This is a genomic window from Pseudomonas sp. MH9.2 (genome assembly GCF_034353875.1).
Classification (GTDB): domain Bacteria; phylum Pseudomonadota; class Gammaproteobacteria; order Pseudomonadales; family Pseudomonadaceae; genus Aquipseudomonas.
Genome location: NZ_CP133784.1, coordinates 2,373,402 through 2,400,271 on the forward strand (window position 1 = coordinate 2,373,402; position 26,870 = coordinate 2,400,271).

The 26,870-nt window shown below is 57.4% G+C and carries 28 protein-coding genes; 8 read left to right on the forward strand and 20 right to left on the reverse strand.

The genetic code is table 11. The features are described from left to right. Nucleotides 1-132 precede the first annotated feature (132 nt). The 4 genes from RHM55_RS11105 (at nt 133) to RHM55_RS11120 (ending at nt 4,453) form a co-directional block, all read left to right on the forward strand. Nucleotides 133-1,149 carry an outer membrane protein assembly factor BamD gene (locus tag RHM55_RS11105; protein ID WP_322181984.1) on the forward strand — a complete coding sequence of 339 codons (1,017 nt, stop codon included), beginning with the start codon at nt 133-135 and terminating at the stop codon, nt 1,147-1,149. Nucleotides 1,150-1,267: 118 nt separating this feature from the next. Further along, entirely contained in the window at nt 1,268-1,528 is a 261-nt protein-coding gene (locus RHM55_RS11110; RefSeq protein WP_322182870.1) for a PP0621 family protein, read from the forward strand. Continuing rightward, entirely contained in the window at nt 1,518-3,107 is a 1,590-nt protein-coding gene (locus RHM55_RS11115; RefSeq protein WP_322181986.1) for a sensor histidine kinase, read from the forward strand. The genes RHM55_RS11110 and RHM55_RS11115 overlap by 11 nt, the downstream gene beginning before the upstream one ends. A gap of 2 nt (nt 3,108-3,109) precedes the next feature. Continuing rightward, nucleotides 3,110-4,453, forward strand: a complete 1,344-nt coding sequence (locus RHM55_RS11120; RefSeq protein ID WP_322181988.1) for a sigma-54 dependent transcriptional regulator — start codon at nt 3,110-3,112, stop codon at nt 4,451-4,453. A 153-nt stretch (nt 4,454-4,606) separates the two neighbouring features. Here RHM55_RS11120 and thiO read toward each other — a convergent pair whose 3' ends face one another. Genes thiO through RHM55_RS11155 form a run of 7 tightly spaced genes read right to left on the reverse strand, consistent with a single transcriptional unit; the run spans nt 4,607 to nt 11,434 of the window. Then, nucleotides 4,607-5,710 carry a glycine oxidase ThiO gene (gene thiO / locus RHM55_RS11125; protein ID WP_322181990.1) on the reverse strand — a complete coding sequence of 368 codons (1,104 nt, stop codon included), beginning with the start codon at nt 5,708-5,710 and terminating at the stop codon, nt 4,607-4,609. A gap of 27 nt (nt 5,711-5,737) precedes the next feature. Continuing rightward, nucleotides 5,738-6,160, reverse strand: coding sequence for a type IV pilin protein (locus RHM55_RS11130; RefSeq protein ID WP_322181993.1), 423 nt, complete (start codon nt 6,158-6,160; stop codon nt 5,738-5,740). A gap of 12 nt (nt 6,161-6,172) precedes the next feature. Beyond that, nucleotides 6,173-9,262, reverse strand: a complete 3,090-nt coding sequence (locus RHM55_RS11135; RefSeq protein ID WP_322181995.1) for a pilus assembly protein — start codon at nt 9,260-9,262, stop codon at nt 6,173-6,175. Beyond that, nucleotides 9,237-9,755: a pilus assembly PilX family protein gene (locus RHM55_RS11140; RefSeq protein ID WP_322181997.1), complete on the reverse strand. Its 519-nt coding sequence runs from the start codon at nt 9,753-9,755 to the stop codon at nt 9,237-9,239. The genes RHM55_RS11135 and RHM55_RS11140 overlap by 26 nt, the downstream gene beginning before the upstream one ends. Nucleotides 9,756-9,765: 10 nt before the next feature. Continuing rightward, nucleotides 9,766-10,476, reverse strand: coding sequence for a PilW family protein (locus RHM55_RS11145; RefSeq protein ID WP_322181999.1), 711 nt, complete (start codon nt 10,474-10,476; stop codon nt 9,766-9,768). After that, on the reverse strand, nt 10,473-10,967 hold the full coding sequence (gene pilV, locus RHM55_RS11150; RefSeq protein WP_322182001.1) for a type IV pilus modification protein PilV: 495 nt from the start codon (nt 10,965-10,967) through the stop codon (nt 10,473-10,475). Before pilV ends, RHM55_RS11145 begins: the two co-directional genes overlap by 4 nt. After that, nucleotides 10,967-11,434, reverse strand: coding sequence for a GspH/FimT family pseudopilin (locus tag RHM55_RS11155; protein ID WP_322182003.1), 468 nt, complete (start codon nt 11,432-11,434; stop codon nt 10,967-10,969). The genes pilV and RHM55_RS11155 overlap by 1 nt, the downstream gene beginning before the upstream one ends. Before the next feature lie 134 nt (nt 11,435-11,568). On the opposite strand from RHM55_RS11155, the gene RHM55_RS11160 reads away from it, so the two are divergent. Further along, nucleotides 11,569-12,090 carry a GspH/FimT family pseudopilin gene (locus RHM55_RS11160; RefSeq protein WP_322182005.1) on the forward strand — a complete coding sequence of 174 codons (522 nt, stop codon included), beginning with the start codon at nt 11,569-11,571 and terminating at the stop codon, nt 12,088-12,090. 3 nt (nt 12,091-12,093) lie between these two features. Here the strand turns inward: RHM55_RS11160 and ispH are convergent, their stop codons facing one another. The 6 genes from ispH to murJ all read right to left on the reverse strand — a co-directional run bounded on the left by ispH (nt 12,094) and on the right by murJ (nt 19,546). Next, nucleotides 12,094-13,041: a 4-hydroxy-3-methylbut-2-enyl diphosphate reductase gene (gene ispH, locus RHM55_RS11165; protein WP_322182007.1), complete on the reverse strand. Its 948-nt coding sequence runs from the start codon at nt 13,039-13,041 to the stop codon at nt 12,094-12,096. Between the two features lie 84 nt (nt 13,042-13,125). Beyond that, nucleotides 13,126-13,578: a peptidylprolyl isomerase gene (locus RHM55_RS11170; RefSeq protein WP_322182008.1), complete on the reverse strand. Its 453-nt coding sequence runs from the start codon at nt 13,576-13,578 to the stop codon at nt 13,126-13,128. Next, on the reverse strand, nt 13,571-14,089 hold the full coding sequence (gene lspA / locus RHM55_RS11175) for a signal peptidase II (protein ID WP_322182010.1): 519 nt from the start codon (nt 14,087-14,089) through the stop codon (nt 13,571-13,573). The genes RHM55_RS11170 and lspA overlap by 8 nt, the downstream gene beginning before the upstream one ends. Further along, the gene (gene ileS, locus RHM55_RS11180; protein WP_322182012.1) at nt 14,082-16,913 is read right to left on the reverse strand and encodes an isoleucine--tRNA ligase; all 2,832 of its coding nucleotides are present in this window, start codon (nt 16,911-16,913) and stop codon (nt 14,082-14,084) included. The genes lspA and ileS overlap by 8 nt, the downstream gene beginning before the upstream one ends. 35 nt (nt 16,914-16,948) lie before the next feature. After that, nucleotides 16,949-17,875: a bifunctional riboflavin kinase/FAD synthetase gene (gene ribF / locus RHM55_RS11185; protein ID WP_322182014.1), complete on the reverse strand. Its 927-nt coding sequence runs from the start codon at nt 17,873-17,875 to the stop codon at nt 16,949-16,951. A 132-nt stretch (nt 17,876-18,007) separates the two neighbouring features. After that, nucleotides 18,008-19,546, reverse strand: coding sequence for a murein biosynthesis integral membrane protein MurJ (gene murJ / locus RHM55_RS11190; protein ID WP_322182016.1), 1,539 nt, complete (start codon nt 19,544-19,546; stop codon nt 18,008-18,010). A 249-nt stretch (nt 19,547-19,795) separates the two neighbouring features. On the opposite strand from murJ, the gene rpsT reads away from it, so the two are divergent. Next, nucleotides 19,796-20,074: a 30S ribosomal protein S20 gene (gene rpsT / locus RHM55_RS11195; protein WP_219062599.1), complete on the forward strand. Its 279-nt coding sequence runs from the start codon at nt 19,796-19,798 to the stop codon at nt 20,072-20,074. Nucleotides 20,075-20,238: 164 nt separating this feature from the next. On the opposite strand, the gene RHM55_RS11200 is transcribed toward rpsT, so the two are convergent. The 5 genes from RHM55_RS11200 to rplU all read right to left on the reverse strand — a co-directional run bounded on the left by RHM55_RS11200 (nt 20,239) and on the right by rplU (nt 24,012). Then, the gene (locus tag RHM55_RS11200; protein WP_322182018.1) at nt 20,239-20,706 is read right to left on the reverse strand and encodes a CreA family protein; all 468 of its coding nucleotides are present in this window, start codon (nt 20,704-20,706) and stop codon (nt 20,239-20,241) included. A gap of 41 nt (nt 20,707-20,747) precedes the next feature. Further along, nucleotides 20,748-21,866: a glutamate 5-kinase gene (gene proB, locus RHM55_RS11205; RefSeq protein WP_322182872.1), complete on the reverse strand. Its 1,119-nt coding sequence runs from the start codon at nt 21,864-21,866 to the stop codon at nt 20,748-20,750. 92 nt (nt 21,867-21,958) lie between these two features. Next, nucleotides 21,959-23,182, reverse strand: a complete 1,224-nt coding sequence (gene cgtA, locus RHM55_RS11210; RefSeq protein ID WP_219062601.1) for an Obg family GTPase CgtA — start codon at nt 23,180-23,182, stop codon at nt 21,959-21,961. Nucleotides 23,183-23,390: 208 nt separating this feature from the next. Further along, nucleotides 23,391-23,666 (reverse strand): 50S ribosomal protein L27, encoded by a 276-nt coding sequence (rpmA, locus tag RHM55_RS11215; RefSeq protein ID WP_048359284.1) that lies wholly within the window; start codon nt 23,664-23,666, stop codon nt 23,391-23,393. Nucleotides 23,667-23,700: 34 nt separating this feature from the next. Next, nucleotides 23,701-24,012: a 50S ribosomal protein L21 gene (rplU, locus tag RHM55_RS11220; RefSeq protein WP_219062603.1), complete on the reverse strand. Its 312-nt coding sequence runs from the start codon at nt 24,010-24,012 to the stop codon at nt 23,701-23,703. A gap of 239 nt (nt 24,013-24,251) precedes the next feature. Between rplU and RHM55_RS11225 the strand changes: the two genes are divergently transcribed. Together RHM55_RS11225 and RHM55_RS11230 are read left to right on the forward strand one after the other, a co-directional pair. After that, entirely contained in the window at nt 24,252-25,220 is a 969-nt protein-coding gene (locus RHM55_RS11225; protein WP_322182022.1) for a polyprenyl synthetase family protein, read from the forward strand. Between the two features lie 199 nt (nt 25,221-25,419). Then, nucleotides 25,420-25,662 carry a hypothetical protein gene (locus tag RHM55_RS11230; RefSeq protein ID WP_322182024.1) on the forward strand — a complete coding sequence of 81 codons (243 nt, stop codon included), beginning with the start codon at nt 25,420-25,422 and terminating at the stop codon, nt 25,660-25,662. Nucleotides 25,663-25,751: 89 nt separating this feature from the next. On the opposite strand, the gene RHM55_RS11235 is transcribed toward RHM55_RS11230, so the two are convergent. Both RHM55_RS11235 and RHM55_RS11240 read right to left on the reverse strand, forming a co-directional pair. After that, a complete protein-coding gene (locus RHM55_RS11235; protein WP_219062606.1) occupies nt 25,752-26,369 on the reverse strand; it encodes an FKBP-type peptidyl-prolyl cis-trans isomerase in 618 nt (205 codons plus the stop codon). Nucleotides 26,370-26,512: 143 nt separating this feature from the next. Further along, a complete protein-coding gene (locus RHM55_RS11240; RefSeq protein ID WP_322182027.1) occupies nt 26,513-26,818 on the reverse strand; it encodes a DUF6482 family protein in 306 nt (101 codons plus the stop codon). Nucleotides 26,819-26,870: the final 52 nt, after the last annotated feature.

Sequence of the window (26,870 nt, forward strand, 5' to 3'; positions counted from 1 at the left end):
GCGTAGCCTTTGGTTTCGGCTGCGCGCTTGTGGTTAAATACGGCGTCTTTTGCCCCGGGGTTTCACGGGGTGCCCATCATAACAGGACGGCCCCGCCCAAGACAGCGGGCCGTCATAGGGACGCTAGCCGCCATGCAAGTGAAACACCTGCTGCTGATCGCCATCCTCGCACTCACCGCTGCTTGTTCATCGAAAGAAGTCATCGACGAAAATCTGAGCGAAGTCGAGCTGTACCAGCAGGCGCAGGCCGACCTGGACAACAACAACTACAACAGTGCAAGCAACAAGCTTAAGGCACTGGAGTCGCGTTATCCCTTTGGACGCTATGCCGATCAGGCACAGCTGGAGCTGATCTACGCCAACTATAAAAACGGTGAGCCGGAGGCTGCGAAGTCTGCCGCTGAACGTTTTATTCGTTTGCACCCACAGCACCCCAACGTCGACTACGCCTACTACCTGAAGGGTCTGACCTCCTTCGACCAGGACGTTGGCCTGCTGGCTCGCTTCCTGCCGCTGGACATGACCAAGCGTGACCCGGGCGCTGCCCGCGACTCCTACAACGAGTTCGCCCAGCTCACCAGCCGCTACCCCAACAGCCGTTATGCGCCGGATGCCAAGCAGCGCATGATCTACCTGCGCAACCTGCTGGCTGCCTATGAGATCCACGTCGCGGACTACTACCTGACCCGTCACGCTTACGTTGCAGCCGCCAACCGTGGTCGCTACGTGGTCGAGAACTTCCAGGAAACGCCGTCCGTCGGCGATGGCTTGGCAGTGATGATCGAGTCCTATCAGCATATGCACCTGGACGAACTGGCTGCCAGCAGCCTGGAAGTCCTCAAGCTGAACTACCCGAACCATCCAAGCCTGGTCGATGGTCAGTTCGTGCCGCAGATCGCCGACGAAGACAACCGCTCATGGCTGTCGAAGGTAACCCTAGGCCTGATCAACACCAATACGCCGTTGCCGCCAGGTGAAACTCGCGCCAACCAGGACGTGCTCAAACAGTACCAAGATGCCAAGGACGCTATTCCTTCGGAACTGCTGCCTGCCAATCAGGACGAGGTCGACGAGCAGAATCATCAAGCGGAAGGCAACAGCAAAGACCGCTCGTGGTTCAGCTACATGACGTTGGGTATTTTCGACTGATTCAGTCGTATTGAAAAAAGAGACCTTCGGGTCTCTTTTTTTATTGGGCATTTCTCCACTGTGCGCCCGACAGCTCCTTGGCTACACTGCCGAATCTTCAATCAGAAAGCTGGTAGACATGGGTATCTTCGTACGCTTAATTTTATTGATCGCCTTAATCGCGGCGGCGATGCACTTCTTCAAACGAATAGGTAAACACCCTGCGCCCTCCAAACAGGCAGAATCGCCTGAAATCGCAGCCGAGCCCATGGTCCGCTGCGCCCACTGCGGCGTCCATTTGCCCCGTGACCGTGCGTTGAGCCTGGAATCGAACGCGGGGAAACAGTGGTACTGCAGCCAGACACACCTGGAACAAGGCCCAGGCTCTCGTGACCGCTGAGACACTCTCACTGAGCGGCAATCAGGCCCAGCGTATCCTGCGGCTTTATCACCTTTATCGTTTGGTCATCGGCATCACGCTGGTCCTGATGATCTCCAGCAATCTGGATGATGACCTGCTGGAGCTGGCCAACCCGATCCTGTTCAGGACAGGTTGCTGGCTGTATCTGGTTTTCAATATCCTGGTCGTCGTGCTGCTGGACAGACCGAACAATGCTGTACAGACATTCAGCTTGGCGCTGGCCGATGTCGTGATGCTTTCGGCGTTGTTTTACGCAGGCGGTGGCGCACCCAGCGGCATCGGCAACCTGCTGATTGCATCGGTCGCCATCAGCAACATATTGCTGCGAGGGCGCACTGGGTTGTTGATTGCCGCGGTTGCAGCCATCGGCATCATTTACCTGACCTTCTATCTCAGCTTCAATCGACCGTCGGCGTACAACCACTATCTCCAGGCTGGCTCGCTGGGCGCCATGTGCTTTGCCGCCGCGTTATTGGTACAGGCATTGACCCATCGCCTGCACCTTAGCGAGTCGCTGGCAAAAGAACGCGCGGCAGATGTCGACAACCTCGAAGAACTCAACGCGTTGATCCTGCAACGCATGCGCACCGGCATTCTGGTGCTCGACGCCCAACGCAAGGTGCTGCTGGCCAATCACGGCGCCCTGACCCTGCTGGGCCAGGAACACCTGATCGGCAAAACCATCGACGACTATTGCCCACCGCTGGTCGACCGGCTGCAGCAATGGCAGATCAACCCGATGTTGCGTCCGCAGAGTGTGGCGACGTCCCTCGGCCCGGTGCTGCAACCAAGCTTCATCGCCCTCAATCGCGACGAACGGCGTCACACCCTGATCTTTCTCGAGGACCTGTCGCAGATATCCCAACAGGCCCAGCAACTCAAGCTCGTCGCATTAGGCCGCCTGACTGCCGGGATCGCCCACGAAATTCGTAATCCACTGGGCGCCATCAGCCATGCCGCCCAACTGCTCAAAGAATCAGAGGACCTGACGGCGCCTGATCTGCGCCTGGGTCAGATCATCCACGATCAATCCCGGCGGATGAATCTGGTGATTGAAAACGTTCTGCAACTGTCTCGCCGACGTCAGGCCGAACCGCAGCAGCTCGATGTCAAACGCTGGCTGGAGCCGTTCCTCAGCGATTTTCGCAGTGCCGCCACGACCAACCAGCAGTTGCATGTCGACATTGGCATTGGGACCCTGACGACGCGCATGGACCCCGAGCAACTGACGCAGGTGCTGACCAACTTGCTGCAGAACGCATTACGGTATAGCGCCAAGGTCAATGAACAGGCGCAGGTCTGGCTAAAACTGTGTCACGATCCGATCAGCGACTTGCCGATCCTGGAAGTGCTCGATGACGGCCCAGGCGTGGCCAGCGAGCATCTGACAAAGATTTTCGAACCCTTCTTCACCACGGAAAACAAAGGCACCGGGCTGGGCCTTTATATTTCCCGCGAGCTGTGCGAAAGCAATCAAGCACATCTGGATTACAGTCCCCGGGAAGGTGGCGGGAGCTGTTTCCGCATCACCTTCGCCCATCCGCTCAAACTGAGTTGAACATGAGCACACGGCAAAAAATCCTGATCGTCGACGATGAACCGGATATCCGCGAACTTCTGGAGATCACGCTGGGGCGGATGAAGCTCGACACCCGCAGCGCGCGCAACGTCAAAGAAGCGCGTGACTGGCTGCTGCGCGAGCCTTTCGACCTGTGCCTGACGGACATGCGCATGCCCGATGGCAATGGCCTGGAGCTGGTGCAGCACATCCAGCAACGTCACCCGCAGGTGCCAGTGGCGATGATTACAGCGTATGGGAGCCTCGACACCGCTATCAATGCACTAAAAGCCGGGGCCTTCGACTTTTTGACTAAACCGGTGGACCTCACCCTCCTCCGCGAACTGGTGACCAGCGCCCTGCGCCTGCACCCCCCGACCACAACTGACAGCAGCAGCATCGACAGCCGCTTGCTGGGCAACTCGCCGCCCATGCGTGCACTGCGCAACCAGATCAGCAAACTGGCCCGCAGTCAGGCTCCGATCTACATCAGTGGCGAATCGGGCAGCGGCAAAGAGCTAGTGGCACGCTTGATTCACGAGCAAGGTCCGCGCATCAGCCAACCCTTTATTCCGGTCAACTGCGGCGCCATTCCTTCTGAACTCATGGAAAGCGAGTTCTTCGGCCATCGTAAAGGTAGCTTCAGCGGTGCGGTCGAGGACAAGCCCGGATTGTTTCAGGCTGCCAACGGCGGGACGCTGTTCCTTGATGAAGTCGCAGACCTGCCGTTGGCCATGCAGGTCAAGTTACTGCGCGTGATCCAGGAAAAAGCCGTGCGCTGCGTGGGTGGACAGCAAGAGTTGGTGGTGGACGTGCGCATTCTCTGCGCGACCCACAAAGACCTGAGCGCCGAAGTCGCTGCCGGGCGTTTCCGCCAGGATTTGTATTACCGCCTGAACGTCATCGAACTGCGCGTACCGTCCTTGCGCGAGCGCCGGGAAGACATCGGCCAACTCGCCGATAACGTCCTCCGACGCCTGTCCGACGGCTCGGGTCAGCCTGAGGCGAAGCTCAACGCACACGCGCTGGACACCCTGAAAAACTATCGATTCCCAGGCAATGTGCGCGAGCTTGAAAACATACTCGAACGCGCCTACACCCTGTGCGACAACGACCAGATCGACGCCAGCGACCTGCGCCTGGCCGACTCACCCAGCGCCCACGACCCCGACGGCCCCAACCTGGCCGAGATCGACAACCTGGAAGACTACCTGGAAAGCGTCGAACGCAAACTCATCCTCCAGGCCCTGGAAGAAACCCGCTGGAACCGCACCGCCGCCGCCCAACGCCTGAACCTGACGTTTCGGTCCATGCGCTATCGGCTGAAAAAGTTGGGGCTGGATTGACGGATACCACGCGATCACGGCGCAAACTGGGTCCCTGTAGGGGCTGCCGAAGGCTGCGATTGGCCGCCAAACGGCAGCGCCCCTAATTAACATAAAGGTCGTTCCGACCTTATCGCAGCCTTCGGCAGCGCCTACATGAGGCAGCCAAGCGTCTCAGCCCACCAATCTTCCATCCGGCGCATACGGCGCGGCATCGATAATCGGCTTGCGCTCGGACAACAGGTCCGCCAGCAGTTGGCAAGACGCTGGCGCCAGCACCAGGCCGTTGCGGAAATGCCCGCAGTTCAGCCACAACCCGTCAAAGCCCGGCACGGCCCCGATATAGGGGATGCCTTCAGGCGAGCCAGGCCGCAGCCCGGCCCAATGCCCCACAACCTCGGCGTCCGCCAGCGCCGGGATCAGCTCAACGGCCGAGGCCTTCAGGCTCTCCAATGCGCTGTCCGTGGTGGTTTTGTCGAAGCCCTCATATTCCAGCGTGCTGCCGACCAGTATGTGCCCGTCACGTCGCGGAATCGCGTAGCGACCCTTGGCAAGGATCATCCGCGGCAGGAAGTCCGAGGCGCACTTGTACAGGATCATCTGGCCCTTGACCGGCTCGACCGGCAGCTCCAGGCCAAGGGTCTTCAGCAGTTCACCACTCCAGGCACCCGCCGCCAGCACCACGCGATCCCCGAGCACATCACCGGCCGCCGTGCGGACGCCAAGCACCTTGTCGCCCTCGCGGATAAAGCCACTGACTTCACACTGCTCATGAAGCGTGACGTTGGGCAGCGCCAGCAACGCCGCTTTCAGCGATTTCACCAAGCGGGGGTTACGCACATTGGCGACGTTAGCCATGTAGATAGCGCGAGAATATCCCTCGCCCAGCACCGGCACCGCAGCGTAAGCCGCCGAAATATCCACCGCACTCAACGGCCGGTTCTCCCGAACCGCCCACTCTAGCGCTTCTTTTTCATCATCCAGATCGAGCCAATACAGACCGGTCGTGTGCACCTCGGGATCGATGTCCGTGGCCGCAAACAAACGCTCGGCCAATTGCGGATAAAAATCCTGCGACCAATGCGACAACGCGGTCACCGCCGGGCTATAGCGCCAAGGGTAAAGCGGCGAAACAATACCGCCACCGGCCCAGGACGATTCCTGACCGACATCGGCACGATCAAGCAAAACAACGCTTTCTACCTCGGCTGCCAGAGTAAACGCGGTCAACAGACCGATCACCCCACCGCCGACGATTACTACTTGCTGCTTGGACATCTTGGACTCGATGTAAAAAGGAAAAGGTTAACGGCTCCAGCACAGCAGGGTCGTAGCCCCACTCGTCAGGTTAAGATTGCTGCGCGCACCGGTATTGTTGATAACAAAACTGCCACATTTGTCGCCGTTCATCATCGCAGCTGCGACCGGGGCAGCGGTCAGCGTGAAATCTTGTGCGTTGCGGACAGCGGCAACAGTGTAATAAGTGTTGCCTGCGGAGATCACGAGGGCGACTGCAGGCGGACCAGTGACATCAGCGTATTGCCCATTCCGCGAATAAAACCGCTCAAGAATTTGTGCCTGCTCGGAGAGCAATCCCGCGATTTCGGAGCGATGGGTTTTCCTTACGTATTCCGTATAGCTAGGGTAGGCGATAGCCGCCAGAATGCCGACTATCGCTACGACGATCATCAGTTCTATCAGGGTGAAGCCTTTACTCTGCCTACGCATAAAGCCTCTTAATTACTGAATTTGTCGCCACATGACGCGCCGATTGAAAACACCGCCAAGTTCCGTCAGCGGTGTTGGAAGCATCAGGTTTTGAGTGCCCGATAAGTTGCTGACAGCTCCCGACAGGTTAGGCACCCCCCCACTGAACATGATGCCACTGGTAATCGAGTCACTGCTATCAACCACTCGATCACCCGAGGTATCCAGCACAGCATAATTGAGCATGGCGCCACTGACTGCGTCGATATCCACGAATCGCCCTGAACCTGAGCTTGAACAGGGGTCCGCTGTATCGATGATCGCAGTGGTGAAGAACAACCTGCCAAAGCTTAATTGAGCCTGATAGAGCACCCGCTCACCGGCCAAAACACCACTCACCACCAACGGCAGGTAGAACCCTTTCTGGGTTGTGTAGTCCACCGGGGTCTGGCTGGTGGTGAAGTACTGACTGCCCGTCGCTGTGGCCCCTGTAAACGACTGGGCTTGAAGTTGGCTTTCGCCATAGCTGGCACTGGCACCATCGTTGTCCAGGACAGCGTAGAAAGCCTGACGAGCCGTGCTGGTTTTATCGGCGACCTCACTGAGCTTCCCGGTCCCGAAATACACAAGGTACCCAAGAGAAGGCAGGCTACCAATCACCGGCTGGGCTGTAATCGGCTGACTCGTGCCTCCCGGCGCGATGAACAACGGCGTATTGGAGAACGAGATCCCACTGGCAGGCGCACTACTGGTAAAGTCGAACTTCCACATTTGGCCTTTCAAGTCACCACCATAAGCGTACTGCACCACGCTCTGGGCATTGACCCGCAACTTCACCGAGCTCAGGCCATTACCGCCGGTGCTATCGACAATGATTTTCCTGATCAGCGAACCGTCGCGGATATCCACCACATATAACGCCGCTACGCCGGTGCTACTGCCATAGCCGTTACCAATGAACGCCGCCCAGCGTCCGTCTGCCAGCTGCGCAACTTCAGGCTTGGCATAGGCATAACCCAAGTCATTAAAAACATTGGCTGTATTGGCGATATCGGGAGCACGAATCTCCCACAATGCGCTGATCGAGTTGCCAGCAGTGCCATCGTATAGTTGAATCGCATAGAACGCCTTGCCGCCAGCCCCTACGCCGCCTATAGCGAGGGTTTTCCAGGCGGTACCGAGCCGAGCATCGACAATAGATATCTGGCCGTCGGCGAGGAACTTGTGGGTCACACCATTGATGTAGGCGGGGTCTGCGACATAATGCAAATTGTTCAGCACGCTAGACGGCATATAGGCGTAACGTCGAGTGCCGTTGCTGGGGTCGATCACATTGACCAAACCGTCGTTGGCATTGACCACCAGACTCGGGCTCATGCCTACAACTTTCTTATCCAGGAAAGCCGAATAACTGGTATCACCGGTGCTGTCCGAGGCGGTGGCGTCGCTCGGAGACGCATACATAAGCCGTGAGTTGACAATGTCGCCCAACAGCACCGTACGCACTTTGAAGCCACTCTTGTTAGTGCCTTTGCTCCACTCGATCAAGTCGCTGCCGTTAGTCCCCGTCGGTAAATTGAGGGTGGCTTGCTGGGCAATAGAGAAGTTGCTGTAGGCCAAGGTAATTGCGGCATTGGAGGTGGTATTCCACGACTGATAGGTCGGACTGATGCCTGGGACAATCGTCGTGTCGGTCGTCCAGCTAGGCGTTGTACTGACCGAACCATCGGTGTTGAAGTTGAATGCCTTGATCGTGCCACGCCAATCAGCGGAGTCATAAACCGACGTGTAGGTCTGGGAGGTGCTGGACAAGTTCGACGAACTGACTGCCCCGCCGCCACCCGAGCCCGCCTTGGAGGTGATGTCGTTCAACGCTGAAGAAAGCGCCGCGTTCAAACCTGCGCTGTCAGTGGCTTGATAGTAAGTGCCATGTCCATAACGCGCCGCATCAGACAGCATTTGGTTTGCTGCCGTAAAACCTACCGTGTAGGTAGACAGGTTCTGCGTGGGGTAATCCACCGAATCCCAGCTCTTCCCGGCAGCATCATTGCCGGTGGAGCGCAGGTCAATGTCATACGCGAACTTGGCAATGTCATCCAGGTACAGCGTGTCACCTTCATTATCGCCACTCAGATTAGCGCCGTCATTCGCACTATTACCGTCCCAGTTGGGCAGCCTGCTTCCGCCCAACGGATCGTTGGTTGGAAACGTGCGGTCATAGGTCGGTAGGCCGTCGGTGATTACCACTCCGTAGTTTTTCTGGCAGCGATATTGAATGGGGCTGGTATAGGTACTCGGTGTCGAATTGTAATAGGGCGTCATGCCACGGAAGTAACGAGTGATCTCGTAGTAGGTTTCGGCCAATGGCGTGTTGGCGATAGCACCCAAGCCTTTGATCGCGGAGATCAGTGCATTGTAGTTGGTATCTGCCTGGGTTTGAGTGACAGAGCCGGTGACCACCGACAAGTCACTGATTGACCGGGAGATATTACCGCCTGGGCCCGAATCACTATAGTTGGGTGGATTGAAGGTAGCCAGACCAATACGCAAGTTGCGGTTGCTGGTGACGAGCGCAGAGGACACGTTACGTGCAACGTTGATCCGGTAGTCATTGGGGATCGAACCGTCTGTGTAGTCTTTCGTCAAGGTGGTCATCAACCCAATCAGATAGGCAATGTACCGTGTTGAAATACGAGTGTTACCACTGCCCACTGGGTCCGGCAGCTTGAGGCAGTACACGCTGGCGCTACCGCTAATCGATAGTTTAAATCCGTCATAACCCGTCGTGCAGGTACCCTGATTCAAGGTACTGAGGAATTGGTTTTCACTGGTCATGTCCAGCGCGACGAGGCTGCTGCAGTTGCTGTTCGAACTGCAGTTATAGACTTGTGTTTGAGTCGCAGTCTGATCAAAGCCTGTCGCCCGAATCAGGTTATTCATACTTCCTGAGTTATCCACTAACAGAATCACGTTTGGCGCCACTGCCCCCGCGCTCAGCAGCGGCGAGTCCGAGGGGCTGAACGCATAGGCGGGAGTGGCCAGGAACAGACCTAAAAACACGCCAGTAAGAAAATAACCGAATCGCGACCGAGACACGTTAAGCCCCACTTCTTTTCTTGACATAAATACTCTCAAGTACGGTCCGCGAATTGCCTTGAATGCCCACGCCGGTTAGCCGGAAAAAGGTCCAATGAGTATTAACGTCCAAGCCCCCCGTGTAGATGTTGGCTGGCGCTCCTACCGTCGTCCCCACTGATTGTATTGAGTAAAAGCCATGGCCCGTCGCCACCCAGGTCACCCCTGAAACGCTGCTTGCTCCCGCTGCCACAACAGTATTCGAGTCCGAGGGTGGTACACACAAGGGGGGGACGCATACGGCTTTGGCGTAAGTACTGACTTGCACCAGCGTTTCGGCCATGCGCAAGGCAGACTCGGCGAACTGGAATGATTCGTTGCGCAGCTTCACGCTCCCGGACATTTTTTCTTGCAGGGTGGCATTCTGCATTGACGAGATACCAATCAGGGTCAATAGCAGCAAAAACACCAAACTGACCACCAGCGCCATGCCCTGCTCCCCCCCATTGAGTCGGACAGGGATGCGATCAAAATTTTTCATATTGAACCCCTTACCTGAGCCTGTTACGCAAGGCAGCCACTACGTTGAACGTCTGATTCCTGACCTTGTTGGTCGGGTCGGTCAGTGTCATGGTCAGTCGCACACTGCGGATCAATGCGGGATTGCTCGGGTTGGTGGAGTAACTGGTCGCTACTGTGTCCGATGCCGAATTGGCGATACCGAAAGAAACGCTGAAGGCACTGACATTGTTCACCAGTGCCGATTGATTACTGGTCGGACCGAGAAATATCTGGTTGTTCTTGTAGGTGTAAACCAGCTTCCTGATTGGTATTGCTATCTGGCCACTAACCGGAGCTTTAACGCCAGTGTAGGCGGTGGAAGAGGTCAGGCAATCCGAGACAATGCTCCAGGTTGGAGCGCCGCCATTTGAGCCAACGTCAGCCGTGACCAAAGTCAAAATCTGATTGGCATTGTCCCAGCTGATCGGGGTCAAGGATGCAGCTGCAAAATCATTGGCGGTACTTGAGTCCTTTATCGTCGACGACGACAAACAGCCGAACATGCCTACCATACGAATTTCCTGGAGCATTTTGCTGAAGACGAAACGCGCATCCTCCTGCATGCCGGCTGAGACAGTCTGATTTACAAAAGTGGTTTTGGTCGACAGGAATATTTGCGTGATACCCAGCACAACGATCAACCCGAGAGTCAGGGCCACCATAATTTCAATCAGGCCAAAGCCCTTGGACAGTCTCTTCATAACCCGCTCCACACGGTCGAGGCAGCACTGACCAAGGTGAATGTTTGCAGGGTACCGACAACATTGGCCGCCCGTGAGTCATTCCAAGTGATGGTGATGGTGACTACACCGGCCGCTACGGAAATAGACCCGTCCGCCCCAGTGCCAGCGAAGTTTTTCACATTGGTAGCAAAGTCGAACCAGTCCTGGTTTCGTATTGCGCCACTGGTGAACGACGTCGGGGCCGAGGCCAGAGACGCTAGCGCATAGTCCGCTGCGGGATTCGAACAGGGGTTTTGCAGAGCGTTCGAACATGGATTGGCACGAATCCGATCCATCATGTCGTATGCAATGAAACTCGCCTGACTGCTCATCGTCGAACTGTCGGTATATTTCAAAGAATTGAGTTGCAGTGCCGCGGCTCCGAGCAGTCCGATAGCCAGAATTAGCACCGAGACCAGCACTTCAATCAGGCCGATCCCGGTCTGGGTGCGCCTATTCCCATAAACCATTAACAACTTCCGCCCAAAACGATTCGTCCATTCAAGCAAACATTCACTGTTTTGCTGATCGTACCTAACAAGTAGGCAATTGCCAGATTAGCCCCTGGCGCAGCCTGACCGCCCAAGTTATTGAAATCGATAACGGCAGGGCTGTTAGGGACAGTCAGCGTCGCGCCGCTAGTCATGGCCGGCACGATACGCAAGGCTTTGGTGGTGTCCGAAACGAGGAAGACACTCAACTCGGTATTCCATGCAGAGCCTGAGACACTCGGCGTGATGCGAGTACTTACCCCACGATTGATCGCCTCCAGCCGCGCATAGTTGAGTGCGCGCTGCAAGTCGCTGACCTCGGTATCGGCCTTTGAACTCTGGATCGAACTCTGAAAGCTCGGCACAGCAATCGCCGCCAGTATCCCGATGAGCGACACAGTGACTAACAATTCAATCAGGCTAAAGCCCTTGGAGCGGTGGCGCATTAGGTGTCTCCTTGAGGACCTGACTATAAGGCAGCACTGCGACGCGAAAATCTACAGCTAGATGTAAGGTTATTTAACAGGGATGAATGCCCGGATGACGCTCGACACCCCATTTCCAGGAAGGAAGCCGCCACATGAAGCAAGCAGGTTTTAGCCTCGTCCAACTACTGACAGGCATCACGCTGATCGCGATTGTCGCCCAGTTTGCCGCTCCGGGGTTTGCTCAGTTGATTGAAGCCCAGCGTCGTGATGACGCAGCCCGGCAGTTGGCCAGCGGAATGCGTTCAGCGCGCACCGAAGCGATCATGCGCAATCAAGTGGTGTTGATCCACGCGATAGACGATGACTGGAGTCTGGGCTGGCGGATTATTGTCGACCACAACGGTGCCGGCGCGGGAGACGACAGCAACCCGGTGCTGGTGGAGCGGGCGAGCAGTGGAAAAATCCCGATTGTCGGCAATGCCCCGGTGAAGCGTTTCGTGCGGTTCAACGGCTTGGGGGCACCGCTGCATGCCAGTGGCGGCTTTTTGGCCGGGACGCTTCATGTTTGCGACGCGAAACAATCCACCAGTGACTACCAGGTGGTGCTATCGAAAACCGGGCGGGTCAGTCTCAGAAACAACAAAACCGAAAACAAGCTTTGCCGCCCGGTATAAGCCTCAAAGCAACGACTTCACCCGCAGTTCCTTGGGCATTGAGAACGTGACGTTCTCTTCGCGGCCAACCAGCTCATCAGCGCCGGTTGCACCCCAGGCGTGTAGCTGCTGAATCACGCCGCGCACCAGCACTTCCGGGGCCGAGGCGCCAGCGGTGATGCCGATCCGCGCTACCCCGTCAAACCAGCTGCGTTGCAGGTCTTCCGCGCCGTCGATCAGGTAGGCCGGAGTGGACATGCGTTCCGCCAGCTCGCGCAGGCGGTTGGAGTTGGAGCTGTTCGGGCTACCGACCACTAACACCACGTCGCATTCATCGGCCAGTTGCTTGACCGCGTCCTGGCGGTTTTGCGTGGCGTAGCAGATGTCGTCCTTGCGTGGACCGCCAATGCTCGGGAAGCGCGTGCGCAGGGCATCAATGACGCGACTGGTGTCGTCCATGGACAGCGTCGTCTGGGTCACGAACGCCAGGCTTTCCGGGTTGCGCACCTGCAGGTTGACGACGTCTTCTTCGTCTTCGACCAGGTAGATCATCCCGCCATTGCTGACGTCGTATTGGCCCATGGTGCCTTCGACTTCAGGGTGTCCGGCATGGCCGATCAGAATGCACTCGCGACCGTCACGGCTGTAGCGTGCAACTTCGATGTGCACTTTGGTCACCAGCGGGCACGTGGCGTCGAACACTTTCAAGCCACGACCAGAGGCCTCGGTGCGCACGGCCTGGGACACGCCGTGGGCGCTGAAAATCACGATGACGTCGTCCGGCACCTGATCCAGCTCTTCGACGAAGATCGCGCCACGTGCGCGCAGGTCTTCGACGACGAATTTGTTGTGAACCACTTCATGGCGCACGTAAATCGGCGGGCCAAACACTTCAAGGGCGCGATTGACGATTTCGATCGCACGGTCAACACCCGCGCAGAAGCCGCGTGGGTTGGCGAGTTTGATTTGCATGCGGTGCCTCGTGTCTACGCGCAGGAAAACAGGACGTCCAACCCCGCCCGACCGAAGCCATGCACGGGGTTGGGCTCTAGAAGATCAGAGCGCTTTGACCTCGAAGATTTCCACTTCGAAACTCAGCGTCTTGCCAGCCAACGGGTGATTGAAGTCGATGGTCACTTGAGCATCGTCGAACGCTTTGACCACGCCTGGCAGCTCAGTATTGGCCGCGTCGTTGAAGATCACCAGCAGGCCTTCGGACAGCTCCATGTTCTGGAACTGCGAACGCGGGATGATCTGCACGTTTTGCGGATTAGGCTGACCGAAAGCGTTTTCCGGCAACACTTCGACGGTGCGTTTGTCACCCGCCTTGAAGCCGAACAATGCTATTTCAAAACCCGGCAACAGGTTACCGTCGCCGACCTTGAAGGTCGCAGGAGCCTTGTCGAAGGTACTGTCGACGGTGTCGCCGTTCTCCAGGCGCAGGGCGAAATGCAAGGTGACTTCCGTGTTCTGGCCGATGCGTTGCTCAACCAATAACTGCTCAGTCATGAACGGGTTCTCCGGACTTTTTACTTTTGAACATATCCAGCGCCAACATGACCGCGCCGACGGTAATCGCGCTATCGGCAATGTTGAACGCCGGGAAATACCAGCGATTCTGCCAATGCACCAGAATGAAATCGATCACATGCCCCAACACAATGCGGTCATAGAGGTTGCCAAGTGCGCCCCCCAATACCAGCGCCAGCGCCACGGCCAACCAGGTTTCACTTGAACCCAGGCGTTTGAGCCAGACCACCAGCACCGAACTGACCACTACCGCGATCAACGCGAACAACCAACGCTGCCAGCCGGAGCTGTCAGCGAGGAAGCTGAACGCAGCGCCAGTGTTGTAGGCCAGGGTCCAGCTGAAGTAATCAGGGATCACGACAATTTGCTGATACAAGGTCAGCCCATGCTCGAAATAGAACTTGCTGGCCTGGTCAATGACCAGTACCAGCACGCTCAACCAGAGCCAGCTCAGACGGCCGATACGGCTCGCCGTGCCCGCATTAGGCATAGTGACGCACCTCGCCCTTGCCGCTGATATTGTCTACACAACGACCGCAGATTTCCGGATGCTCTGGATCGACACCCACGTCTTCGCGGTGGTGCCAGCAACGGGCGCACTTCGCGTGCCCGGACTTGACCACTTTGAGCTTCAGACCGCTGACTTCGGTGACTACGGCATCGGCCGGAGCATCAAGCAGAGGGGCGACAGTGGCCGTGGAGGTGATCAGCACGAAGCGCAATTCATTGCTCAGCTTAGACAGGTCGGCGACCAGCGAGTCTTCAGCGTACAAGATGACTTCAGCCTGCAGGTTGCCACCAATCGCTTTGGCTGCACGCAGGTTTTCCATCTCTTTGTTGACCGCTACTTTGACCGCCATGATCCGCTCCCAGTAGGCGCGGTCCAGCTCGAAACCGTCTGGCAACTCGCTGAGGCCTTCGTACCAAGTGTTGAGCATCACAGATTCGTTGCGCTCGCCCGGCAGGTACTGCCACAGCTCGTCGGCGGTGAAGGCCAGGATCGGAGCGATCCAGCGCACCAGCGCTTCAGAGATGTGGAACAGCGCGGTCTGGCAAGAGCGACGCGCAGTGCTGTCGGCCGCCGTGGTGTATTGACGATCCTTGATGATGTCCAGGTAGAAACCGCCCAGTTCCTGCACGCAGAAATTGTGCACCTTGGAGTAGACGTTCCAGAACCGGTATTCGCCGTAATGCTCTTGCAGCTCGCGTTGCAGCAGCGCGGCACGGTCAACCGCCCAACGATCCAGCGCCAGCATTTCTTCGGCCGGCAGGATGTCGGTGGCCGGGTTGAAGCCGGTCAGGTTGGAAAGCAGGAAGCGCGCAGTGTTACGGATACGCCGGTAGGCGTCCGCGCTGCGTTGCAGGATCTGGTCGGAAACCGCCATTTCGCCCGAGTAGTCGGTGGCTGACACCCATAGACGCATGATATCGGCGCCCAGGGAGTCGTTGACCTTCTGCGGCGCGACGACGTTATTCAGCGACTTGGACATCTTGCGACCGTTCTCGTCGACGACGAAACCGTGGGTCAACAATTCGCGGTACGGCGCGTGGTTGTCGATGGCGCAACCGGTCAACAGCGACGAGTGGAACCAGCCACGGTGTTGATCCGAACCTTCCAGGTACAGATCAGCGCGCGGACCGGTTTCGTGGCCCATCGGATGCGAGCCACGCAGGACGTGCCAGTGCGTGGTGCCGGAGTCGAACCAGACGTCCAGGGTGTCGGAGATCTTGTCGTACTTCGACGCTTCGTCACCGAGCAGCTCGGACGCGTCCATTTTGAACCAGGCTTCAATGCCTTCCTGTTCGACGCGCTGGGCAACTTCTTCCATCAGCTCGACGGTACGCGGGTGCAGCTCGCCGCTTTCCTTGTTCAGGAAGAACGGGATCGGCACGCCCCAGTTACGTTGACGCGAGATACACCAGTCCGGGCGGTTGGCGATCATCGAATGCAGACGCGCCTGACCCCAAGCCGGGATGAACGCGGTCTCTTCGATGGCTTTGACGGCACGCTCACGCAAGGTAGCGCCCGTGACCGGCTGCTTGTCCATGCCCACGAACCACTGCGCCGTCGCGCGGTAGATCAGCGGCGTCTTGTGGCGCCAGCAGTGCATGTAGCTGTGAGAGATGGTTTCGGTATGCAGCAAGCTGCCGACTTCCGCCAGCTTGTCGACGATGTTCTGGTTGGCCTTGAAGATAAACTGGCCACCAAAAAACTCTAGCGAGTCGACATACACACCGTTGCTCTGCACCGGACTGATGATGTCGTCGTTGGTCATACCGTAACTTTTGCTGATCACAAAGTCGTCGACGCCATAAGCGGGCGAGCAGTGAACCACACCGGTACCGGCGCTCAGTTCGACGTAGTCAGCCAGGTACACCGGCGACAGGCGATCGTAGAACGGGTGACGGAAGTTGATCAGCTCCAGCGCCTGGCCTTGAGCGGTGGCGATCACTGAACCTTGCAGGTTGTAGCGCGCAAGGCAGGACTCGACCAGTTCTTCGGCCAGCACCAGCAGTTTGTCGCCGACATCGACCAACGCGTAGGTGAACTCCGGGTGGACGTTCAGCGCCTGGTTGGCCGGAATGGTCCACGGTGTTGTGGTCCAGATCACGACGGAGGTCGGTTTGCTCAGCGCAGTCAGGCCAAAAGCCGCCGCCAGCTTCGCTTCATCAGCAATCGGGAATGCGACGTCGATGGTCGCGGATTTTTTGTCGGCGTATTCGACTTCAGCTTCAGCCAGTGCCGAGCCACAGTCAAAACACCAGTTGACCGGTTTCAAGCCCTTGAACACGAAACCGCCCTTGACCATTTCAGCCAGCGCGCGGATTTCCCCGGCTTCGTTGGCAAAGTCCATGGTGCGGTAAGGGTTACTCCAGTCGCCCAACACGCCAAGCCGGATGAATTCGGCTTTTTGCCCTTCAATCTGCTCGGCAGCGTAGGCACGGCACAGCTCACGCGTCTTGTCCGCAGGCAAGTTCTTGCCGTGGGTGACTTCGACTTTGTGCTCGATTGGCAGACCGTGGCAGTCCCAACCCGGAACATAAGGCGCGTCGAAACCCGAAAGGGTTTTCGAGCGGATGATCATGTCCTTGAGAATCTTGTTGACGGCGTGACCGATGTGAATATTGCCGTTGGCATAGGGAGGACCGTCGTGTAGAACGAACTTTGGACGATCCTTGCCAATTTCGCGCAGCTTCTGGTACAGGCCAATGCTGTCCCAGCGCTGCAGAGTTTGCGGCTCGCGCTGGGGCAGGCCGGCCTTCATTGGGAAGGCGGTGTCCGGAAGGTTTAGCGTGGCTTTATAGTCGGTCATTTAAGGCTCTTAATTAGCGATTAGCGCTACTTATGTTACTGGCGCCAATGGGCACGGGCGGCGGCGACATCCGCATTGATCGCCGTCTTCAGCGCCTCCAGAGAGGCGAAACGCTGCTCATCACGCAGCTTTTGGTGGAAAGCCACCGTCAAACGCCGGCCATAGAGATCACCGGTAAAATCCAGAATATGTATTTCCAGGTGGGCACTGCCATCACCTGACACGGTCGGACGTACGCCAATATTGGCGACACCCGGCCATGTTTTGCCATCAATTTCCGTGCTGACCAGATAAACCCCGGTCAACGGCACACGACGACGTTTGAGCTGTACGTTGGCGGTGGGCGTACCCAACTGCCGAGCCAGTTTCTGGCCGTGCAAGACCCGCCCGGCAATCTGAAACGGGCGCCCCAGCAAACGTTCGGCCTGGACGAAATCCGCCGCAGCCAAGGCATCACGAACCTTGGTGCTGCTGACCCGAACCCCGTCTATTTCAACAGTCTGCGCCGCTTCTACGGTGAACCCTTGGGCCGCGCCCGCTTGCTGCAGAAAATCGAAATCGCCGAGCCGATCACACCCGAAACGGAAGTCGTCGCCGACTTCCAGATGCTGTACGCCCAGGCCGCCGACCAGAATCGTATCGACGAACTCGGCGGCACTGAGTTTCCTCAGGCGCTGATTGAACGCCAGGCATAACACCAGGTCGACACCCTCACCTGCCAACAACTCGAGTTTGTCACGCAAACGTGTCAGGCGCGCTGGCGCAGTGTCGGGGGCAAAAAATTCACGCGGTTGCGGTTCAAAAATCACCACGCAGCTGGGCACGCCCAACTCGACCGCTCGCTCACGCAAGCGCGCCAGAATAGCCTGGTGGCCACGGTGAACACCGTCAAAGTTGCCAATAGTGGCGACACAGCCCCGATGCTGGGGGCGCAGATTGTGGAGGCCTCGAACCAGCTGCATAACACGCTTCTTGCTCATAAAGTGGCCGATTATAACCACACACAGCCCTGGACGACAGGCAACAGTCCGAGGCAAAACGCAAGCAGTCGGCCTTCAGCCCGAAAAACCGACGATTGCCCCTCCTCTCACCCCCTACATAATCGCCTTGCGAGCGAAGTCCTTCAGGCGAAAACCTAGCAACAGCAACGCACCGAAATAGACCGCGACACCCGCCGTCACCAACGCCCCCAGACGAATAAGGCGCTCAAGCATGTGCCCTTCGTCCCACGCTGGCATGACGTGCATCAGGCCGAGCAACACGCCGGACATCAACAACACCGCGACGACCAGCTTGAATAGAAATTTCGTCCAGCCTGGCTGCGGCTGAAACAGCGCCTGCTTGCGCAACTGCCAAAACAGCAGCCCGGCATTGATGCAGGCGCCCACGCTGATCGCCAGTGCCAGCCCGGCGTGCTGCAGCGGGCCAATGAACGCGAGGTTGAGCAGTTGAGTGACGATAAGCGTGAAGATCGCGATTTTCACCGGGGTGCGAATATTTTGTTGCGCATAAAACCCCGGCGCCAGGACCTTGATCACAATGATGCCCAGCAGCCCCACCGAATAGGCGATCAAGGCACGCTGAGTCATGACTGCGTCCAGCGCATCGAATTTGCCGTACTGAAACAGCGAAACCGTGAGCGGCTCGGCCAGAATCCCCAGCGCCAGGGTGCACGGCAAGACCAGCACGAAGCACAGGCGCAGGCCCCAATCGAGTATCCGCGAATACTCTTGACGGTCTTTGCTGGCGTAGGTTTTCGACAGGACCGGCAGCAGGATGGTACCCAGCGCCACGCCGAGGACGCCGGAAGGCAACTCCATCAGGCGGTCGGCGTAATACATCCAGGACACAGAGCCGGCAACCAGAAACGAGGCAAAAATCGTGTTGATGATCAGGGATATCTGACTGACGGAAACACCCAGAATCGCTGGCAACATCTGCTTCATAACGCGCCAGACACCGCTGTCGCGCAGGTTCAGACGCGGCAGGACCAACATGCCGATTTTTTTCAGGTGTGGCAGCTGATACAGCAATTGCAGAAGCCCGCCGGCCAGCACTGCCCACCCCAACACCATGACCGGCGGATCGAAATACGGCGTCAGGAACAGCGCAAACCCGATCATAGCGACGTTAAGCAGGGTTGGAACGAAGGCCGGTACTGCAAAGCGGTTCCATGTATTGAGGATCGCTCCCGCGAGCGATGACAGGGAAATGAGCAATATATAAGGAAAGGTCACTCGCAACAGGTCAGTGGTGAGCGCGAATTTTTCCGGCGTATCGGCGAAGCCGGGGGCGGTTACCCAGATCACCCAAGGTGCCGCGACGATCCCCAGCAGCGTAACCAGCGCCAGCACCAGGGTCAGCAAGCCACTGACGTAGGCAACCAGCGTGCGCGCCGCCTCCTCGCCTCGCTGGCTTTTATATTCGGCCAGAATCGGCACGAAGGCTTGAGAGAAAGCGCCTTCGGCGAAGATCCGGCGCAACAGGTTGGGCAGCTTGAAGGCGATAAAAAAGGCATCCGTCGCCATTCCAGCACCGAAAGCACGCGCAATAATCGTGTCCCGCACAAAGCCCAATACGCGGGAAAGCATCGTAATAGAGCTGACGGCGGCTAATGATCGAAGTAGGTTCATTGAAAGAGTTGTGCGCCTTGGCTAAAGGACGGGCCCTTAAGCTGCCCGTTTATGCGATACTCCGCGCCGCAGCAGCACAGAGCCAAAGTCCGCGAGTTTACAGGTCGTACGCTGGAAATAAATAACCCGGCGATATACCAGGACCACTCAGCGGAGCGCATCATCTGCCCTTGACAAGACATCAACTCGTCGGCATGATTCGCGGCCTTATTTGTTTGCTATTTCACAAGTCTTTCGAGGAGCTCGACGGTGGCCAACACACCTTCCGCCAAAAAACGTGCAAAACAGGCTGAGAAGCGTCGCAGCCACAACGCCAGCATGCGTTCCATGGTTCGTACCTACATCAAGAATGTAGTTAAAGCCATTGACGCAAAAGACGCTGAAAAAGCGCAAGCTGCTTATGTTCTGGCTGTGCCAATCATCGACCGTATGGCCGATAAAGGCATCATCCACAAGAACAAAGCTGCTCGTCATAAGAGTCGCCTGAACGGCCACGTCAAGGCTCTGAACCTTGCTGTAGCTGCGTAAGCGATAAGCTTGTTAAAAAACCGACCCCAGGGTCGGTTTTTTATTGTCTGCGATTTGATCAGCACACCGAACATTTGCAGGCGTGACCGGAACGCGCAGACTAGCCTTCGCAGACAAAACTACACGCCTCGATCCCTCTTACAGGACGAACGCCAGGCGCACCCTCAAGGCGCGCTGTGTGTCCACGGCAAAATCGGAATGGCTGTCACCGCGTTCTGCGGGCTGCCTTCGATGATTCGGTCGCTATAGACCAAATACACCAGCGTATTGCGCTTTTTGTCGAAGAAGCGAACGACCTGCATGGTTTTGAAAACCAGCGAGGTGCGCTCTTTGAAAACCTCTTCGCCATCCCTCAACGGTTCCTGGAAGCGAATCGCCCCCACCTGCCGGCACGCAATGGAGGCTTCGGCGCGATCTTCTGCCAGACCCAGACCACCTTTCAACCCACCGGTCTTGGCGCGGGACAGGTAGCACGTCACACCTTCGACTTTCGGATCGTCGAATGCCTCGACCACGATTCGATCATTGGGCCCGACAAACTTGAACACCGTCGACACCTGACCGATCTCTTCGGCCGAAGCCATCAAGGGCAACGCCAACAGCACGCCCAACACACCTTTTAAAACTCGCATCACACCTTCCTGCTTCTTAATAGGGGCCGGATCGCAACCGTTCACACCAGAATCAGGTTATCCCGATGCACCAACTCCGGCTCAGCCATATAGCCCAATACACGGACGATGGCCTCGGATGATTGGCCGATGATTTTTTGAGCCTCCAGCGCACTGTAGTTGCTCAAGCCTCGGGCAATCTCACGACCGTCCGGCGCCACGCACACCACCATTTCACCGCGACGGAAGCTGCCCTGCACCAACTTGACGCCCACCGGCAGCAAGCTTTTATTGCCTTGTGCCAAAGCGACCACCGCACCTGCATCGAGCACCAGGGTGCCGCGCGTTTGCAGATGCCCGGCCAGCCACTGTTTACGCGCTGCCAGCATTTCCCGCTCAGGTGACAGCAGTGTGCCCAGCCGCTCGCCCGCTTTAAGCCTCGCCAGCACGCGCTCGATACGCCCACCAACGATAACGGTGTGCGCCCCGGAACGCGCAGCCAGACGCGCCGCGCGCAGCTTGGTCTGCATGCCACCACGACCCAACGCGCCGCCGGTACTGCCCGCAACAGCGTCCAGTGCCGGATCATCGGCACGCGCTTCGTGAATCAGTTTCGCATCAGGATTGTTGCGCGGATCAGCATCAAACATGCCGTCGCGATCAGTGAGGATCACCAACAGATCAGCTTCAACCAGGTTCGCCACGAGCGCCGCCAGCGTGTCGTTGTCACCGAAACGGATCTCGTCAGTGACCACCGTGTCGTTTTCGTTGATCACCGGGACCACGCCCAGCTCGACCAAGGTGCGCAACGTGCTGCGTGCATTCAGATAGCGTTTACGGTCAGACAGGTCGTCGTGAGTCAACAGTATCTGCGCGGTATGGCGACCATGCTCGGCGAAACTCGACTCCCACGCCTGCACCAGGCCCATCTGACCGATGGCCGCAGCGGCTTGCAACTCGTGCATGGCCGTGGGTCGCGCCGTCCAGCCCAAACGACTCATGCCTGCCGCGACAGCACCGGAAGAAACCAGTACCAGTTCGACGCCCGCCTCGTGCAACGCCACCATTTGCTCGACCCAGACACCCATTGCCGCCCGATCCAGGCCCTTGCCATCAGCGGTCAGCAAGGCACTGCCGATTTTCACGACCCAGCGCTGGGCACCCGTCACTTTGCTGCGCATCATCTTCCAACCTTAGCCAGAGAATTTTGGTTAATACAAATCCGAGATACTAAAACGCCGCTATTAAGCGGCGTTTAGTTTACTGCACCCGATCAGTCACGGACGTAAATGATTTCCGGACCATCTTCATCGTCCTCTTCATCATCGCCCCAAACATCTTCTTCGGCATCATGCACGCTCTTCACGCCGCTACGGCGCAGAGCACGCTGATCGTCCAGCGCTTGCAGCTGCGCACGCGCCTCGTCTTCGATGTTCTGATCCAGCTCGGCCAGCTCACGGGCGAACGCCGGATCTTCAGCGATACGCAGGTTACGCTCTTCGAGGTAACGCATGATGTCGCGGCTAAGCTGCTCGGTGCCTTGCTTGGAGATCGCTGAAATGACGTAGACCGGACCGGTCCACTCCAAACGATCCACGATTTCCTTGACCCGCTCTTCGTGCTCCTCTTCGAGGATCTGGTCGCACTTGTTGAGTACCAGCCAGCGATCACGCTCAGCCAGTGACGGACTGAACTTGATCAGCTCGTTGACGATGACTTCAGCCGCGTCCGGTGCACTGGTGTCATCCAGCGGCGCCATGTCGACGAGGTGCAGCAGCAAACGCGTACGCGCCAAATGCTTGAGAAAACGAATCCCCAGACCGGCACCGTCGGAAGCACCTTCGATCAAGCCTGGAATATCGGCTACCACGAAGCTCTTCCAGCGATCGACGCTGACCACACCCAGGTTCGGAATCAACGTGGTAAACGGATAATCCGCCACTTTCGGTTTGGCCGCAGACACAGAACGAATAAAGGTACTTTTGCCCGCGTTTGGCAGGCCCAGCAGACCGACGTCCGCCAACACTTTCAATTCCAGCTTGAGATCACGCTGATCGCCGAACTTGCCTGGCGTGGTCTGACGTGGCGCACGGTTGGTGCTGGATTTGAAACGGGTGTTGCCCAGGCCGTGCCAGCCACCGCTGGCCACCAGCAAGCGCTGACCAGCCTTGGTCAGGTCACCAATGATTTCCTGAGTAGCCGCATCGATCACCGTGGTGCCGACCGGCACACGCAGCACCATCTCTTCGCCTTTCTTACCGGTGCAGTCAGCACTGCCGCCGTTGGAACCGCGCTCAGCATCGAAGTGCCGGGTGTAACGGTAGTCGACCAAGGTGTTCAGGTTTTCGTCGGCGATCATGTAGATCGAGCCGCCATCACCGCCGTCGCCGCCGTTAGGGCCGCCGTTCTCGATGAACTTTTCCCGACGGAAGCTCATGCAACCGTTGCCGCCATCACCTGCTTTTACTCGAATCGAAACTTCATCTACAAACTTCATAACGCACGCCTCCCGCCACAGGGACGAGCTGAAAAACACAAAGACATAAGACTCTTGCAAAAATGAGCGTTGCGATACCGATCAGAAACCAGCAGCCCCAGGGGCCCACATCACAACAGCCCGCACAAACAGTTTTGCGAGAGACTCACCTACATCTACAAACAAAAAAGCCCCGTCGCTAGACAGGGCTTTTCCAGCAACTACGTGATTATGCCGCGACGACTACAGTCTTCGGGACAATGCTCACATAACGGCGACCGAAGGCGCCTTTAACCTGGAACTTGATCACGCCTTCCACTTTCGCGAACAGGGTGTGATCTTTGCCCATACCAACGCCGTAGCCAGCGTGGAATTGGGTGCCGCGCTGACGCACGATGATGTTGCCCGGAATGATTGCCTGGCCGCCATACATCTTGACGCCAAGACGCTTGGCTTCTGAGTCGCGACCGTTACGGGTACTACCACCAGCTTTTTTGTGTGCCATGAGTTCAATACTCCAAATAGTGGATTAGGCTGAATTAAGCCTGAATACCGGTGATTTTGATCTCGGTGTACCACTGGCGGTGGCCCATACGCTTCATGTGGTGCTTACGACGACGGAACTTGATGATGCGAATCTTGTCGTGGCGACCTTGGGAGATCACTTCAGCGACTACAGTGGCGCCAGGAACGACTGGAGCGCCGATGCTGACGTCGTCGCCGTTGCCGATCAACAGAACACGATCAAAAGTCACGGATTCGCCGGTAGCGATTTCCAGCTTTTCGATCTTCAGGTATTCGCCCGGGGCGACTTTGTACTGCTTGCCACCGGTAACAATTACTGCGTACATGGTATTTCTCCGTTAATCCTGCTCACCCAGCTCTTTATAAGTAGAGTATTGGCTGGCATGGCTGCATTGGGCTGGAACGGCCCGTTGCAATTGCGTAAGGCAGGTGCTGCCCAGGAAAGTTAGGGTGCGCGATTGTACGCAAGGCGCAAAAGCGATGCAAGTGCCTAATCAGGATACCTTGACAGGGTCAGGCCCTAGACCTAGCATGCCGCGCAACCCTTTTGGAGCGCCTGTCGCTGATGCAACCCCAAGCTTTCTACCGCACGGTGGCGGACGACTTTAGTGCCGTTGACGTCATTATCAAAAAGCAGCTGGCGTCACGCGTGCCGTTGGTGTCGAAAATCGGCGACTACATTACCTCGGCCGGCGGTAAACGCCTGCGTCCTTTATTGGTACTGTTGTGCGGCAAAGCGCTGGGGCGCGAAGGCGATGACCTGCGTCTGCTGGCGGCTACCATCGAGTTCCTGCACACCGCCACCCTGCTGCACGACGACGTGGTCGACATGTCCGGTATGCGCCGTGGCCGCTCCACCGCCAACGCCTTGTGGGGCAACGCCCCCAGCGTATTGGTCGGCGACTTCCTGTACTCGCGTTCTTTCGAGATGATGGTTGAACTGGGCTCGATGTCCGTGATGAAGATCCTCTCCAAAGCCACGCGCGTCATCGCAGAAGGCGAAGTGCTGCAGCTGTCGAAAATTCGCGACGCCAGCACCACTGAAGAAACCTATATGGAAGTGATTCGCGGCAAGACAGCCATGCTGTTCGAAGCCTCGACTCATAGCGCTGCAGCCTTGTGCGGCGCCACCCACGAGCAAAGTGAAGCCCTGCGCACGTTCGGCGATCACTTGGGCGTGGCCTTCCAGCTGGTCGACGATCTGCTGGATTATCGCGGCGATGCCGAAACCCTGGGCAAAAATGTGGGTGATGATCTGGCAGAAGGCAAACCTACCCTTCCGTTGATCTACACCATGCGCGAAGGCACACCAGAACAGGCTGCACTGGTGCGCCAGGCTATCCAGAAAGGTGGCCTGGAGGACCTGGAAAGCATTCGCGAAGCCGTCGAAAACGCGGGCGCCCTGGATTACACCGCACAACTGGCCCGTGATTACGTCGCCAAGGCCATTGCTTGCCTTGAAGTGCTGCCAGCGAGCGAATACCGCGATGCGTTGATCGAGCTGAGTGAGTTCGCGGTAGCGCGCACGCACTGAGACACAGCGGCACCCCATTTACAGACACGTCAGCTCCAGAATCGCGTACACCGCGACAGGTGCACCCGGCACAGATTATGTGCGAGGACTGACGTGTCTGCGAATGCGACCTCGCTCCCCCGCCAATCAAATATCCAATAGTCCCTTGCTATTATATGAATAAGAATTATTCTCATCTAAACCCAGAAGGAGATGAGACATGACTTATTTGATTGATGCCTGGCTGGACCGCCCACACCCTTACCTGCGAATCATCCATCGTGAAACCGGAGAGGTTTGCGCGGTGTTGGAAGAGGACGCGCTGGACGAACTGCGTGATCAGGGGGATCTGGACGTTACAGGACTGTGTTCGAGCGAACCCTGCGTACTGAAGGAGATGGTGCGAAATCTGTTTTTATTTTGCTACGCGCGGGCGCTACGCCCTGCCGGTGAACTGCACTGAACATGCGCGCTGAACGCAACATGCCTGCCTGTCATGATTGAACGGATCAGGACGATCCGTTCAACCATCATCTGCTTACAACGCGACGGTTACAGAACGTCCAGCAGCTCGACGTCAAATACCAGAACGCTGTGCGGAGGAATGCCGCCGACGCCTTGTGCGCCGTAAGCCAGTTCGCTCGGAACGTGCAGACGCCATTTGCTACCGGCGTTCATCAGTTGCAAGGCTTCAGTCCAGCCGGCAATCACGCCACCAACCGGGAATTCAGCAGGCTCGCCGCGATCGTAAGAGCTGTCGAACACCGTACCGTCGATCAGCGTGCCGTGGTAGTGGGTGCGAACCTGATCTTCGCGCGATGGCTTGGCGCCTTCACCGGCGTTCAGGATTTCGAATTGCAGACCTGAAGCCAAGGTTGTAACGCCCTCACGCTTGGCATTCTCAGCCAGGTAAGCCAGGCCAGCACCCGCAGCTTGTTCAGCCTTGGCCGCTGCTTCTGCCTGCATGATTTCGCGGATGACTTTGAAGCTGGCAGACATTTCGTCCTGACCTACACGGCTTTCTTTACCGTGGAAGGCGTCATTCAGGCCCGCCAGGATCGCGTCCAGGCTGATGCCCGGTGGCGGGTTATCACGCAGCTGGTCACCCAACTGACGACCAATGCCGTAGCTGACGCGGGTTTCGTCGGTGGACAAGTTAACTTCGGACATAACACTGCTCCGCTGAGGGGGCGCCTGGAAAAGACCGGACGTGGGCACGCTGAGCGGCTAATCCACGGCTCGCCTGAAGACGCCCCGAACCAAAAGGGCAAGCAGCCTAGCACAGATGAGCAAGCGCTCCCTACCCGCAGGTATCACCACGCAGAGTGGAAGGCTATCGGCACACTCAGGGGTTGTTCGTCGACATTGTGCAGACCGCACATTTCGTCGTGAACCACGGCGTGCACCAGATTGAACGGCACCTTTGGCAAGGTGTGCAGCAGATCCCGAGCATGCTCCACGGAGCGTAAGTGCAAGGTTTTGCCGTTCAAGTCATTGAGCGGGTACGCCACGCCACGTACGCGGGCCTCCAGTAAATAGATGCCCCCTTCCATAGAGATCAGATTCAATTCATCCACAAGCCCTGCATGGGCAAAAGCGGTCAGTTCCTGGAGATTCATGAGAAGGCCCTGTCAAACTGTACCGATGAGTCAGAAGTATAAGTCTTGTACA